Here is a 14,743-nt window from a genome sequence, read left to right as displayed (position 1 = left end):
CGGGAGCTTATCGGCATCCCCCACGTTGAATAACGGAATGGCCCTGTATCCGAATGAATAGGAAACTCACCTGATCGGATTCGTGAGAATGTGCTATGGTTCAAGCGGCTTTCCCCTCAAGGAAGGGACGTAAACTGATGAGTTTCTTGCTGCGACCACTTCAAGCGGACGATTTTCAGAATGGTTTTCTGGAAACGCTCAGCCATCTCACGACGGTGGACCTCACGCCCGAGGAAGCCGTGCGCATCTGGCGGGGCCGGAATGCCGCCGGGGTTCGCACGGTCGTTGCCGTGACGGGGGATCGGGTGATCGGCACCGCCAGCCTGATTCTCGAACACAAGTTCATCCACCGGGGCGGGACCATCGGACACATCGAGGATGTGGCCGTTCATCCCGATCATGAGGGCAAAGGCGTCGGCTCGGCGGTTGTTCGCGAACTGGTCGAACTGGCCCGGTTGTCCGGGTGTTACAAAGTAATCCTGAGTTGTAGCGACGATAACCTGACGTTTTACACCCGGCTCGGCTTCCGCCGACATGACAACGGGATGCGGATCGACTTGAAGTGACCGCCCCATAATCTGAACCCCACGAAAGTTCCTTTTCCTGTGGTTCGGGACTAATGACTCTTTCCAGCGACGCCCTTCGACTGAAACTCCTGCCGACGTTCGGCAACTCCCTCGAATTTGTCAAAGACCAGTGCCGCCGGGTTCTGCGGGACCATCCGGGCTACACGCCCATGTACACTGTTGGCGGCAAATGGAACCGCGAGGGAGAACGTTGGACGCACTGGTGTGAGGGCTTTTTCCCCGGAATTCTCTGGCTATTGCACAAACATACCAGTGAAGCCGAATGGCGACAACCCGCCGAAGATCTGAGCCGGGCATTGCTTCCCAGACGGTTTGATCGCACGGTTCACGATCTGGGCTTCTTGTTCTTCTCCACCTATCTCCGCTGGCATCGGTTGGAACCGAGCGAAGAACGCCGGCAAGTGCTGATCGACGCCGGCCGCACGCTGGCCCTGCGACGGGAAAAAGGGGGCTATCTCCGGTCGTTCGTGGCCCCGGAGTCTCTCTTCATCGACATCATGATGAACGTAGGCATCATCCTGTGGGCTGTCCGCGAAACCAACAGTCCCGCCCTACGGGAGATCGCCTTGGAGCATTGCCGCACAACGGCTGCCACCATTGTGCGCCCCGATGGTAGCACCGCTCATGAAGGGATTTTCGACCTGCAATCCGGGGATTTTCTGCGGGAGACCACCCATCAGGGTTACGCCGCCAACTCTGCCTGGACGCGCGGTTTGACATGGGCCTTGTATGGATTCACGGCCGTTTACCGTCTCAGTGGCGAACCGGAGTTTCTCGCCATCGCCCGGAAATGCGCGGACTATTACCTGAAACGAGCCGCCGCCACCGGCATGGTTCCGTGGTGGGATTTCGACATCCCCGAGGGTGGCCCGCGCCTCTGGGACAGTTCAGCCGGGGCCATCGCCGCAAGTGGATTATGGGATCTGTCGGAATTGGTTTCCGATAACGCGGACAAGGAAAAATACCGCCTTGCCGCCCTGACCGCGATGGAGACATTATGCGGAGATGAATTCCTCGCCCGCTCCACCCCCGAATGGGAGGGAATCCTCAAACACGGTGTCTACCATTTCCACAAGAACCTGGGCGTGGATGAGTCGGTCGCTTGGGGAGAACATTTCTTCGTCGAGGCGTTGGTGAAAGTGATCGCCGGCAAAAGCGAAGCGGCTTGGTGAGTGCCCGGTTTTTGCTGGATTCGGATGCCGATTCCGACGTGCAATTTGGATAAAGTCAGTTAAAATCATTCCTCAATCATCAACTTGGGAACTTATCACATGACCAGAGTTCTTGTGGCGGCCCTGCTATTCGCTGTTCCAACCATCGCCGCCGACCCAATTCCTAAAGATGAGCGGGTCGAGTTACAAGTAAATCAAGCGAAAAAGAGTTATACGGCGGCACATGACGCCGCCTCGGCTACTTTGATTGATGCGATTACCCAAGCCAAGTTAAAAATCGGAACCACCAAGGAATTATCGGATGCGGCGAAGCTCGCGAAGATCGAAACTCTGACCAAGGAACAAGAAGCGTTTGAAAGGGAAGGAGTCATGCCCAAAACCGTCGCCCTTCAAAACGCTGTGCGAAAATACGACGAGGCAATTAGCAAAGCGACGGCAGACTTCACGAAAGTCATCAACGAAGTCGCCAAAGTGTATCTGGATAAAAAAGACGCGGCGAATTACGAGGCTCTCTTGAAAGAAAAGCAGCGGTTCTTGAGCAGCCCTGTTGCCGTCAATTTACTTGCACAGATGATCGGATCAGGCGACAAACCAAAAGGAAAATACGTCCTCAAAGGTGGGTCGTTGGTTGGAGAAGATTTTTATGAACTGCCTTTTGATCTGGGTGATGAATATGACATTCAAATCACCATCGAACGCCTTGCCGGAAACGACGCCATTCTTATTGGGTTAAAGAGCAAGAACAACCGATTTTTCATGATATTTGATGGCTGGCCGGACTCGGGATACAGATCTGGGCTTTACTATAAACAAGAAGACGGGAAGGATTGGGTTACGGGCGGGGCGATTGCTGAAAAGGCCGAACGACTTTTCCCGGCTAAAACACCCATCAATGTTGAAATATCTGTCCGCAAGGAATCTGCTCGGATTTGGGTAAAAAAAAGGATGGACAAAGAGTTGCGGAAAATTGTCGACTATGCCGGTCCGCTTGACAAACTTATTCCGGATTTCCGACAGCTCAAGGGCGAAAAGACTATTTTGCTTTATACCGTCAACTCGCAAATTAGTATTTCCAAACTTGAGTATAAAACTGTCAGTGGCGCCGCCGGACGACCAGCGAAGTGAATATGTATCTTGCTTCAATGTACAGCGAGACACGTTCGTGAGGTTTAGCCAATCAATGCGACATTTTGCAAGTGGCGTTCGTCCGGCCATTACTCCTTCATCAATTCCCCGCGTTGCTTCCAATCGGCCGGGAGGAAGTCGCGCACATAATCCAGCAATTCCAACGCCGCCAGTTCCTCTTCGATCCGGCCGGGGTTTGGGTCGTCGAGGCCAAGGGTTACTTCTTCGATGAGTAATTCGGCGAATTTCAGGCGGCCGCGTCGGAGGATTTGCCGGCAGGTGTCGGCCCGGATGGTGGCGCCGAGTTTCTTGCCGAGTTTGTCGGCCAGTTGTTCGGAGCTGTCGTTCGGGAAGTCTGTTCGCAGTTTCATCAGCGTGTGGGCCGGGTTCTTGGGGTTTGCCTTCTCGACCTCCCGAAGCGCAGCCCACACGTGATCGAGGACGGTCTTTTGCCAGGAAGCCAGCCACGGGTCGGTCGCCGCCGTGGATTCGGCCACCGTGCCCAAATCCGCATCGACCGGCCGACGGCGGGATTGTTTTTCCCAATGATTCCGCACCATGTTCCGGGCGGCGGTTTTTAGCAGATCGCGAAATCGGCCTCGGGTTGGATCGGCCCCGGCAAAATCTCCCTTGAGAAGCCGGACGACGACCTCCTGCGCCAGTTCATCCGCATCTTCCCGGTTCTTGAGCATCCCGCCGACGTAGCCCCGCACAGCCTTGGCATATCGCAGCACCAGCACGCCGCGGGCCGTCTCCGCATCGCGGGTTTTGCCGTCGGAATGTGCCTGTCGAATCAGACTCCAGCGAGTGGTAATGGCGTCCAGTCGGCCGTTTTCAGGAGCGGGGGTTCCGGGCATGGCGTCGCCTCGGCGTGGATTTTCACATGAGGGAGAATGAGCCGGATTATATCACGATTCCGGCGAGATGCCTCTCCGGATTCAACCGGGGTGACGGGCCGCCGAGTTTTCACCCTTTCTTCATCACCCAAAACAGGATGGCACGGGTAGACTTGTTAGTCGCGCCCAAACCAAGTTTTGGTGTGAAGACCAGTGATGTTCGCCTATGTTGACATCAAATGCCGATTCGGAAACGATCTCATCAGGGTGGGCGTGGCATGTACACTGGCCGCCGACGATGTTGCTTAACGCCGCAGAATACGGTTCTTCCAAGTAACCGGGCGGCATGATTTCACCCACCATACAGGTGATGACGAATGCCCATCGACTCCGTCAACATGGCGACCGGAAGCCTCGTCCTCACCGTGAACGGCGGTTCGTCAAGTGTCAAGTTCGCCCTGTTTGAAGCGGGGACGCCACCGGTGCGGATTCGATCCGGAGCCATCGAACGGCGACCGCTTTCCGAAGCGAGCCACGATGAGGAAGTCCAAGGATTGCTCGAATGGCTTGGTGGCCCGAACGAACTTGGCCGCATCTCCGCCATCGGGCATCGGGTCGTTCATGGCGGCCCAAAACACGTGGACCCGCAACTGGTGACGCCCGCATTGATGGCCGACCTGAAGGCCGCGATTCCATTCGCCCCGAACCATTTGCCTTCGGAAATTCGGCTCATTGAAGCCTTGGCCGCGCGGTTGCCGAACATGCCGCATGTTGTCTGCTTCGACACGGCCTTCCATCAGAATCTTCCTCGCGTCGCCTCACAACTTCCAATCCCCCGCCGGTACGAATCGGCCGGCGTTCGTCGGTACGGATTCCACGGCCTCTCGTTTGCCTACCTTCTCGAAGAACTGGAACGACAGGCGGGGCCGGAAGAGGCGAGCAGCAAGATCATCCTTGCCCACCTCGGCGCCGGCTCAAGTCTGGCGGCTGTCAAAGGTGGCCGTTGCATCGACACCACAATGGGACTGACGCCGACCGGCGGCTTGATGATGGCCACCCGCACCGGCGATTTGGACCCCGGCGTGCTGCTGCATCTGATGCGAACCGAAGGACTGACGGCCGACCGGCTTGACGCCCTCGTCAACCGCGAGTCCGGGTTGCTGGGGGTGTCCGAAACCACGGCCGACATGCGAGACCTCGTCTCCCGAAGCGGCACAGACCCAAGAGCAGAAGAAGCGATCAACCTATATTGCCATTCAGTCCGAAAGGGAATCGGCGCAATGGCGGCGGCACTCGGCGGTCTGGACACCATTGTCTTCTCCGGCGGTATCGGCGAACATTCCCCGGAGATTCGCTCCCGAATCTGTGACGGGCTGGCATTTCTTGGGATCGATATTGGCATCGCGGCGAATGAGCAGAACGAATCGCTCCTGACAGCCCACTCCCACTGCCCCGTGATGGTCCGCGTGATCCCGACGGACGAAGAGTCAATGATTGCACGCACCATCTTCCGCATCACCGCCAAAGGACAACACCCATGAATGAGCAGACGACCACCCTGCCCTCTGATGATGAACTGCGGTTGCTGGATGCCTACTGGCGGGCGGCCAACTATCTGTCCGTCGGGCAAATTTATTTGCTCGACAATCCGTTGCTTCGGGAGCCGTTGAAGCGGTCGCACATCAAGCCGCGATTGCTCGGGCATTGGGGCACCACGCCGGGGTTAAACCTTGTCTATGCCCACCTCAACCGCCTCATCAAGCGGGACAACTTGAATGTGCTATATGTCGCCGGCCCCGGCCACGGCGGGCCGGGACTTGTGGCGAATGTTTATTTGGAAGGAACATACTCCGAAGTCTATCCGGCGATCACCCAAGATGCGGCCGGGATGCGCCGGCTGTTCAAGCAATTCAGTTTTCCCGGCGGCATCGGCAGTCATTGCACTGCCGAACTGCCGGGATCAATCCACGAAGGGGGCGAACTCGGATACGCCCTTTCCCACGCCTTCGGAGCCGCATTCGACAACCCGGATTTGCTGGTCGCGTGCGTGGTCGGCGACGGCGAAGCCGAGACCGGGCCGCTGGCCACATCGTGGCATTCCAACAAATTCCTGAACCCGGCCCGCGACGGAGCCGTGCTGCCTATCCTGCATTTGAACGGTTACAAGATCGCCAATCCCACCGTGTTCGCGCGCATCCCGCGCGAGGAGCTCCACAAGCTCCTGGAAGGCTACGGCTACGCCCCCCATTTTGTGGAAGGAGACGATCCGGCCACCGTCCACCGGGAACTGGCTCGGACGCTTGATGTCGTTGTCGCGGACATCAAACAAATACAAACAGTCGCCCGCGCAAACGGATTCCAAAGCCGGCCGACGTGGCCGATGATTGTTCTCAAGACACCCAAAGGCTGGACCGGCCCGAAAGAAGTGGACGGCAAAAAGGCCGAAGGCTCTTGGCGCAGTCATCAAGTGCCAATGGCCGACATGGCTTCCGACGAGCATGTGCGCATTTTGGAGAATTGGCTGAGGAGCTACCACCCCGATGAGTTGTTCGACGACACCGGCCGGTTGAAGCCCGAATTGCAGGGTTTGGCGCCGACGAGGGAACGGCGCATGGGGGCGAACCCGCACGCCAACGGCGGCCTGTTACTTCGTGACCTGCAAATCCCCGATTACCGGAAGTATGCCGTCGCCGTCCTGTCTCCCGGCTCAACGGACGATGCCGCCACCCGCACCCAGGGAAAATTCCTGCGTGATGTGATGAAGATGAACGCGGAGGCCGGGAATTTCCGGGTCTTCAGCCCGGATGAACTGGCCTCAAACCGCTGGCAAGATGTTTTGGAGGTGACCGGGCGCTGCTTCGTCGGCGAACTCGATCCGACCGACGGAACACACGAGATGCCCGACGGCCGGGCAATGGAAATGCTCAGCGAACACCAATGCCAAGGGTGGCTCGAAGGCTATTTGCTCACGGGCCGACACGGTTTTTTCTCTTGCTACGAGGCTTTTGTTCACATCGTCGATTCGATGGTGAATCAACATGCGAAATGGCTCAAGGTGTGCCGCGAAGTCCCGTGGCGCCGGCCGGTGGCCAGCCTCAACTACCTGCTTAGTTCGCACGTCTGGCGGCAGGATCACAACGGGTTTTCCCATCAAGATCCGGGCTTCATCGACCACATCGTGAACAAGAAGTCGGAGATCGTCCGCGTGTATCTGCCGCCTGATGCGAACACGCTTCTGAGTGTCACAGACCATTGCTTGTGCAGCCGCAACTATGTCAATGTGGTGGTCGCCGGGAAACAACCGTCCCCGCAGTGGCTGACGATGGCCGAGGCCGAGGCCCACTGTGCCGCCGGGGTAGGTGTCTGGGAATGGGCTTCCAACGACGGCGGCATCGACCCGGACGTGGTGATTGGCTGTTGCGGGGATGTGCCGACATTGGAGGCCCTTGGTGCCGTCAGCCTGCTGCGGAAACACCTGCCGGATCTGAAAGTGCGTCTGGTGAACGTCGTCGATCTGATGAAACTCCAACCGCACACCGAACATCCGCATGGACTGACCGACGCGGATTTTGACGCCTTGTTTACCAAAGACAAGCCGAACATCTTCGTATTCCACGGCTATCCGTGGCTGATCCACCGCCTGACGTATCGGAGGACAAACCACGAAAACATGCACGTCCGGGGATACAAGGAAGAAGGGACAACCACCACGCCGTTCGACATGTGCGTCCGGAACCAGATCGACCGGTTCAACCTCACGCTGGACGTGATTCGCCGGGTACCAGGGCTGGCCGAACGGGCGGCGGACGTCGCAACAATCATTCGAGACAAACTGACCGAACATACGCGATACATCTGCGAACACGGGACCGACATGCCGGAAATCGCCGACTGGCATTGGTCTGGCCGCGTCAACAAGGCCAGTGCGGCGGCCACGGACACGGCGGGAGATCAGTAGAACGCGGAAGGCCGGAAAATTGCGTCATCCAAGCCACTTTCAGATTGTAGGATTGGTATTGCCCGTCAAATTGGAAGCAGTTATGAACTCGCCGGGGGCATTTCTTGACGGGATGAAAAGGATGGGGAAACATGCGACGTTTATGCGCGATAGTCGTCCTTTCACTTCTAATGACTGGTTGCGTCTCGGACGGTGGCAAACCTTGGTACGATGACGCAATGAAAGATTTACGCGGGGATAATCAGCAAATGCGCGGGTTTGGTTCTCCCAAGATCGATAGTGATTGAGTTCTTGGCTTGCTAATTTGATTTCACTTGCCAGCCGGTGGCTGACTGGCGAGGAAAGCAAACGCCTCCCGGCAACGAATGGCCTGTTCCTTGGACACGGTGAGGAAGCGGTGGGCGCCGCCGACCGCCGGGGCAAATTCTGTCAGCCCGGTGTTCCCGACCGTCACGCGGCCCGTTTCGGACAATCCAAAGTAACCCCGATCTGAGTGAACGGCGTACAGCACGCTGGTCAAATCCCAACACGGCCGGTCATGGGGCGGCGGGCTGTATCGGCGATAAGCCTCCGCCAGCGGATGATGCTTCGCATAACTGAAATCCTTTTCAATGCTGACGGACGGATAGGTAACGGTCTGCCCCACCTCGAAACCGCTGAACACAATTGGAGTCGGCCAGTCGGCCACGAACTTTTTGGCCGCGGGCAAATCTTCGGTCACGTTGTATTCTCGGTGAGCGTTCTGCCCGCCGACTTTATAAGCCCCAAACATCGCGGACACAAATTTGACCTTTTTGGCCGCCAATTCCTTGCCAGTAAGCGGGCTGACCGTGTCGGCCGGAGATTCCAGCAAGCGGGCCAGATTGGTGGCGAACCCGACTTGGGCAATCACAACGGAGCCATCCGGTTGGTCGGCCAGAACCTTCCGCAAAACGGTCACGGCATCCGGGGCGTCAATCGACCGCTTCAGATCATGCGGATATCGGAGCCGGTCCCCGTCCTTCTCACGAGTCATGCCAAGAAATTTGCCTTCGTCACGGGTAGCCCCGCCTCGAACCACGCCAATCGGGATGCCCCGACGACCGTAAAAATAATTCACCACATCGACCATCGGCCCCGCGAGTTCGTGATCTTTCGTGACGGTGACGGCGATGAGGTCACACGTTCCCCGTGTCTGGAGGGTATGAATCATCCCCAGCGCCAACACATCGTCCACGTCGTTGCCGATATCGGTGTCGAAAATCAACCGAACCGGTTCAGCGGCCCTTGCCGGAGCGAACGCCAAGGCCAGAGTAACGATGATCACAAACAATTTCATGGTTTGGTCTCGCAGGGGCATCGAATCGTTCAAAATACGCTTCCACTCACCCGGCAAGTTTTAAGCAATCGCCATGAATGTGGAAGACCGCTTTTTGGCCGAATATCCGGTTGCTCACGAAGGAGTGGATTCTTCACGTCGTCAATTCCGTGAAGGGTCCAAGGTCATCGGTTTCAGCGAGAATCGGGCGTACTTCATCTCGACCGACGGAGGCATGGTTGGCACGGCAGCCAGGCCGGTGTGACAGTCTTCAAAGAAAATGATTCCGCCAAGCTGTCCTCCCAGAGTGAAAGAGCCGTGAACGAATTGCTCTTCAGCCATGCGAATGAGACGCAAATCGCGGATGCTTTCCTTGGGGGAGATTTGCTCGCCGATCTTGTCGAGGATATCTTTCAGCGTCGGATGGATGCACGCCGTGCCCAAGGCAATGAACTCGGGGTTGCACCCATGATTGAGAAAAAAATCATAGACAGGCGCCAGTTGTTTGTCGTTGAGCAGTTTGTGCTTCAATTTCTCCAAGTCCATGACAATTCTCCAAGCGACAAACAGGCAATGCCACAACGGTGGTTGAAGACTGTTTCCCCGATCATGCGGACGGCATGAATTCACCCAACCAATTTCACCAATATCGGACATCCGGCCGGCGAACGCAAGCATGAAGACACCGGTGGTAACGTGTATAATCTCCCGGAGTCCCAAGTGATGAGAAATCCATGTCGATCACTCTCGCCGTCGTCGCCGGCCCGCTCGCCGGACAGTCGTTCACCTACGATCAACATTCCACGTTTCTCGTCGGCCGTTCGCAAGATGCCGTCTTTAGCCTGCCCAATGATGATTACTTGTCCCGTGTTCATTTTCTGGTCGAATTCAACCCGCCGATGGCCCAACTGACCGACTTGGGAAGCCGCAACGGGACCAAGGTAAACGGCCAGAAAATCCGCGATTCCGTTCTTCGTGATGGCGATGTCATCGAAGTGGGAACTTCCAAACTCCGTGTCACGCTCTCCGGATTGGATGCCACACGCTCGCTTCCCGAGCAATTGGCAGTCACTGGCGAGGCTCCCACCATCTCACAGTCATCCAGTGCCGGGCTCCCTTCCACGGGCCGACTTTCGGGGAATGTTCCCCCAATGTTTCGCGGGTATGTGGTCACCGACTGGCTTGGCGGCGGCGGGATGGGGGATGTGTATCGGGCCGTCCGCGAGTCGGACGGCAAGGAAGTGGCCCTGAAGACGATCAAACCGGCCGTCTCCCCGACCGGGGACATGATTAGCCGGTTCATTCGGGAAGCCGACATCCTGCGGCGGTTGTCGCATCCGAACATTGTCGGCTTCGAGGAACTCGGCGAAGCAAACGGCGTGTTGTTTTTTGTGATGGAGTTGGTTCGCGGCCGGGATGCCTCCACATGCGTCAAAGAGGCGAAGAAAGGGGGCGGGCAACTTCCGATCACCGAGGTGAAACGGATCGCCAATGGCTTGCTGGCGGGAATCGCCCACGCCCATCGGTCCGGATACATCCACCGGGACATCAAGCCCGGCAATGTGCTGGTCGCCGACGACGGGATGGTGAAAGTGGCCGACTTCGGATTGGCGAGAGCCTATCAAGATTCGCCATTGAGCGGACTGACACTGTCCGGCCGGTCGATGGGCACCCCCGCATTCATGCCTCCGGAGCAGGTGCGGGATTTTCGCACGGTGAAACCGGCCGGGGACCAATACTCGGCGGGGGCAACCATCTATTTTCTGCTGACCGGAGAATACCCGCACGGAACGGCGGCGAACCACGCCGACCTGTTCCGCAAACTGCTGACCGAACCCGCCCCGCCGGTCACCCGCCTCCGGCCGGACACCCCGGCCCCGATGGCCGCCGCGCTCGCACGGGCGATGACGATTAACCCCGAGGACCGCCATGCCGATGTGGCGGCCTTTGCCAGGGCCTTGGGTTAAACTTCTTCCTTCCTTGACAAGCAGCCGATTTGGCGCATCGTCTGATTGATGTTACATTAACATCTTACCCGCCAGTGAAATCGGGACATCGCCATGTCCGACTCGTCGCGTCCGTCCAACCGCGTGCTTCCCGATTCGCGGGAAACACTCGTCTTCGGAAGCGGCAACCCGTTGCTTCCCGTGACGCTCGACCTACCGGACGCCGACAGCAACACCCCTGCCTTTCCCCCGCCGACCGCCCGCGTGACGCTCGACCTGCCGCCAAACGCGGATTCCAAAACCCCGGCTTTTCCCCCGCCAACCGCCGGAGTGACGCTCGTTTTGCCAGCCAATGCGCCCGTCAACGGCGAAGGGCTTTCTTTCTCCGTCGATCCAATGGCGACGGCATCGTATGTGCCTGCGGAACCGGGTTTGACGGAGACCTATCACAGTCGCATCGGCCGGTTTGAACTGCGTCAAAAACTTGGCGAAGGAGCCTTCGGCGAAGTCTATCAGGCGTATGACCCGCAACTGGATCGAGAAGTCGCGTTAAAGCTCGCCAAGCCGGGAGCCATCAGCACGCCCCAACGGCTGGAGCGGTTTTTCCGGGAGGCGAAAGCCTCGGGAAATCTGCGGCATCCGAACATCGTCCCCCTGTTCGAGGCGGGCCAGCAAGACGGGCGGTGTTACATCGCTTCCGCATTCATCGCCGGGAAAACCCTGGAGGCGGTGATCGAGAAACACAACGACCGCTCGGAACCGATGCCTGTCGCCGAGACGGCGCGGATCATGCGGAAGGTCGCCGAGGCGATGGCCTATGCCCACTCGCAGGGGATCGTGCATCGGGACGTGAAGCCGCAAAACATGATGATGGATGAGAAGGGCGAGCCGCTTCTGCTGGACTTCGGCCTGGCCTCCCGCGCGGAGGCCGGGGACGAAAAGCTGACGCAGGAAGGCACGGCGATGGGCACGCCCGCCTACATGGCCCCCGAACAAATCGACGGGAACGGCATCGCCGCCAGCGACCAATACAGTCTCGGTTGCACGCTATACCAAATGCTGACCGGTCGCACTCCCTTCGCCGGGGGGCCGACCCAGCAGATGTTTTTGCACCAGAACGAGCCGGTTCCGCATCCCCGCAAATTGCGATCCGACATCCCTCGTGATCTTGAAACGATCTGCCTGAAGACGCTGGAAAAAGACCCGCGCCAACGATACGCCGGATGTGCCGAACTGGCTGAAGACCTCCGGCGGTTTGCGGCCGCCGAGCCGATTTTGGCCCGTTCGGTCGGGCTTTTCGAGCGGGGCGTCAAGTGGGCGCGTCGGCGGCCACGCGATGCCGCGCTGGCGGTCGCGGTGCTGCTCATCATCTGCGTCGGCTGTCTCGGGGCCGGGATTTATGGCCTCTATGCCGAGCAGCAAACCCGTGTGTTCAAGCAACAAAGCGAGCGACGCCGTCAGGCAGATGCCTTTTGGCTGAAAGGCCGGGAATCGGAGAGTGAAGGCCGACAGGCCTTGACTCGCAATGACCAAGCATCGGCCATTCGCCTGTTGACGGAAGCCGATGGGTCGATGGAACAGGCATTGGCCGTGCTGGCCGCTTCGCGAGAACCGGAGGATGAGACGCTGCGGGCCGAGATTGAAACCAGGTTGGAGGGGGTGCGGAAACAATCGCGTGAAGTAGCCAGCGACCAGTCAGAACGTCGGGATGTCCAGTCATGGATCGCCAAGCTTGGCCGCGATCGGGATGAATTATTGTTCCGGCATTTGAGCGTGGATTCGGACGGGCAGGCGGACAACCGCGAGGCCATCGCCAAATTGGCGCCGGCCTCGCTGGCGTCGTTTCGCATTGATCCGTCACGGCCGGGAGAATCATCCAAACAGCCGCTCAAAGAGTTTGCCCGGCATTTCCAATCGGAGGCCCAACTTCGACAGACCGCCCGCTGGTGTTGCGAGGCCCTGTTCGTCTGGGCCGAGGCGGAAGCCGACAGCGCCAAGGAAGCCGGGCGACGGCAGGCCGTTCGGTTGTTGAACATGGCGCAAATTGTCGCCGAATCCAATCAGGTGCCCGTCCCGAACGTGTTGTATCAACGCCGGGCCGGACTCTTGGCCGTCTTGGGCGACAACAAGGGGGCGAAAGCCGATCAGGTGAAGGTGGCGAATCGCCCGCCCGTATCAGCCTTGGATCACTTCCTGCTGGCCGTGGATAGCTATCGGCAAGGCCGGACCGGAGAGGCGATTCACGGATGCGAGGAAGCGGTGCGGTTGGAGCCGGGATACTTCTGGCCCCCGTATTTGCAGGGTTTGTGTCATCTGCGGCAACGACAATGGGCGCTGGCCGACGCCTGGCTGACCACCTGCGTGACACAACGGCCGGATTTCGTATGGCCGCGTGTGCTGCGGGCCGGGGCGAGGGTCGAGTTGCGAAACCTCGACGGGGCCGAGTCGGACTTGAAATCGGTGGAGGGAGACAAGGTCGAACAGGCCGCCCGTTACCTTGGCCTCATGACCCGGAGTCGGCTGGCGGCCGTCCGCGAACGATGGGAAGACGCCCGCGATGCGTTGAAACTGGCCATCGCCGCCCGGCCGGAGGGAGGCTATCAGGCCCATGCCAATCTTGCCCAAGTGTATCGCCAATTGGGGGATACCAAGGCCGCGCTGGGGGAACTGGATTTGGCGATTATTGCCCAGCCGAAAGATGGTCAGCTTTATTACACCCGCGCCCAGATTCGCCGTGAAGCAGAAGATATCGCCGGGGCAAGGCAAGATTTCGTGAAGGCCGTCGAATCGGGCGGGCAAACCGGTGATCGATGGCTGGCCAGCGCCCACGTTGAGTTGGGATATCTGAAACATCTGGCGGGCGACCGGGAAGAGGCGCTGGCCGAGTACAACGCGGCCCTGAAGGTGGTCGATGGCTATGCCCCGGCCTACCGTCAGCGGGCCGAAACTTTGTTGAGCATGGGCAAGCACGCCGAGGCCGGCCGGGCATTGGATGAATGTATCGCCCATACCAAAACGCCGGACGCGGAGACCTACCGGGCAAGGGGGTTGATCCACGCCACGCTCAAGGAGTATTCCAAGGCGGCACTGGCGTATTCCCAATCGTTGCAATTGAAGAACGACCCGCAAGTGTTGAATTATCGGGGTTGGGCGTATTTGCAGGCCCAATCCGTGCCGCTGGCGCTGGCCGACTTTGAGGCGGTATTGAAGGCAAAACCCGAACATTCGGACGCATTGTGTGGCCGGGCGCAAATTCTGGCGTTGACCGGCAAGGTATCGGAAGCCGTCGCCGATGCGGAAAAAGCCCTCAAACATGGCGGCAAGCCGACAACCACGCTCTTATGCAATCTGGCATGCGTGTATGTCCGGGCGGCCCGCCTCGGCCCCGCGAACGGTGACGCCACCACCGCTCTGCTTTACCAAGAACGCGGGGCCGAATTGCTGATGCGGGCCGCTGAGATGGTCCCCGCCAACGGGCGGTCGAAATTCTGGCGGGAGCAGGTGGAAAAGGATGTCACCCTGCGAGAATTGTTGAAAAATGCCGACGTCGCCCGTCTGGCTCGCACTCAGGGCTGGTGAGGGTTGGCCGCCGTTGCGACCGGAGTTTTCGGCTGGTGAATCGGGCAAAGTTTTCCGGTTTTGCCGTCGCATGGCCCTCCTCGAATGTGTAAATTGACAAAGAATTTGAGTGGCTGGCAGAGTGTCCAAAACAATCGCGCCAGCGCCAAATGACTCCTCTGACGGATACCCCTCCGTCAGCAAAAGCCCCGTTTGATTATCTTCGCGATGGCGATGTTTTTCGCGAATTCCTAATTGCTTGTC

10 protein-coding genes are annotated in these 14,743 nt (G+C 58.6%); 7 read left to right on the top strand and 3 right to left on the bottom strand.

Features of this window, described 5'->3' with window-relative positions:
• Nucleotides 1-137: 137 nt before the first annotated feature.
• The 3 genes from BGIM_RS0105680 (at nucleotide 138) to BGIM_RS0105670 (ending at nucleotide 2,884) form a co-directional block, all read left to right on the top strand.
• Nucleotides 138-566 carry a GNAT family N-acetyltransferase gene (locus BGIM_RS0105680; protein ID WP_020468831.1) on the top strand — a complete coding sequence of 143 codons (429 nt, stop codon included), beginning with the start codon at nucleotides 138-140 and terminating at the stop codon, nucleotides 564-566.
• Between the two features lie 53 nt (nucleotides 567-619).
• Nucleotides 620-1,759: a glycoside hydrolase family 88 protein gene (locus tag BGIM_RS0105675; protein WP_020468830.1), complete on the top strand. Its 1,140-nt coding sequence runs from the start codon at nucleotides 620-622 to the stop codon at nucleotides 1,757-1,759.
• A 99-nt stretch (nucleotides 1,760-1,858) separates the two neighbouring features.
• Nucleotides 1,859-2,884, top strand: a complete 1,026-nt coding sequence (locus BGIM_RS0105670) for a hypothetical protein (RefSeq protein ID WP_020468829.1) — start codon at nucleotides 1,859-1,861, stop codon at nucleotides 2,882-2,884.
• An 89-nt stretch (nucleotides 2,885-2,973) separates the two neighbouring features.
• Here the strand turns inward: BGIM_RS0105670 and BGIM_RS0105665 are convergent, their stop codons facing one another.
• Nucleotides 2,974-3,741, bottom strand: a complete 768-nt coding sequence (locus BGIM_RS0105665) for an RNA polymerase sigma factor (RefSeq protein ID WP_020468828.1) — start codon at nucleotides 3,739-3,741, stop codon at nucleotides 2,974-2,976.
• A gap of 356 nt (nucleotides 3,742-4,097) precedes the next feature.
• Between BGIM_RS0105665 and BGIM_RS0105655 the strand changes: the two genes are divergently transcribed.
• Both BGIM_RS0105655 and BGIM_RS0105650 read left to right on the top strand, forming a co-directional pair.
• Nucleotides 4,098-5,261, top strand: a complete 1,164-nt coding sequence (locus tag BGIM_RS0105655; protein WP_020468826.1) for an acetate/propionate family kinase — start codon at nucleotides 4,098-4,100, stop codon at nucleotides 5,259-5,261.
• Nucleotides 5,258-7,678 carry a phosphoketolase family protein gene (locus BGIM_RS0105650; protein WP_020468825.1) on the top strand — a complete coding sequence of 807 codons (2,421 nt, stop codon included), beginning with the start codon at nucleotides 5,258-5,260 and terminating at the stop codon, nucleotides 7,676-7,678. The genes BGIM_RS0105655 and BGIM_RS0105650 overlap by 4 nt, the downstream gene beginning before the upstream one ends.
• Before the next feature lie 310 nt (nucleotides 7,679-7,988).
• Here BGIM_RS0105650 and BGIM_RS0105645 read toward each other — a convergent pair whose 3' ends face one another.
• On the bottom strand, nucleotides 7,989-8,996 hold the full coding sequence (locus BGIM_RS0105645) for a nucleoside hydrolase (RefSeq protein WP_202947220.1): 1,008 nt from the start codon (nucleotides 8,994-8,996) through the stop codon (nucleotides 7,989-7,991).
• Between the two features lie 141 nt (nucleotides 8,997-9,137).
• Nucleotides 9,138-9,521, bottom strand: a complete 384-nt coding sequence (locus BGIM_RS0105640) for a hypothetical protein (RefSeq protein WP_157368628.1) — start codon at nucleotides 9,519-9,521, stop codon at nucleotides 9,138-9,140.
• A gap of 188 nt (nucleotides 9,522-9,709) precedes the next feature.
• Here BGIM_RS0105640 and BGIM_RS0105635 point away from each other — a divergent pair, with 188 nt between their 5' ends.
• Together BGIM_RS0105635 and BGIM_RS57000 are read left to right on the top strand one after the other, a co-directional pair.
• On the top strand, nucleotides 9,710-10,942 hold the full coding sequence (locus BGIM_RS0105635; RefSeq protein ID WP_020468822.1) for a protein kinase domain-containing protein: 1,233 nt from the start codon (nucleotides 9,710-9,712) through the stop codon (nucleotides 10,940-10,942).
• A gap of 93 nt (nucleotides 10,943-11,035) precedes the next feature.
• A complete protein-coding gene (locus BGIM_RS57000; RefSeq protein ID WP_020468821.1) occupies nucleotides 11,036-14,500 on the top strand; it encodes a serine/threonine-protein kinase in 3,465 nt (1,154 codons plus the stop codon).
• Nucleotides 14,501-14,743 lie beyond the last annotated feature (243 nt).

The sequence above is a fragment of the Zavarzinella formosa DSM 19928 genome (assembly GCF_000255705.1).
Classification (GTDB): domain Bacteria; phylum Planctomycetota; class Planctomycetia; order Gemmatales; family Gemmataceae; genus Zavarzinella; species Zavarzinella formosa.
The sequence above is the reverse complement of the archived record's forward strand: the minus strand, read 5'-3'. Positions and strand labels throughout refer to the sequence as shown.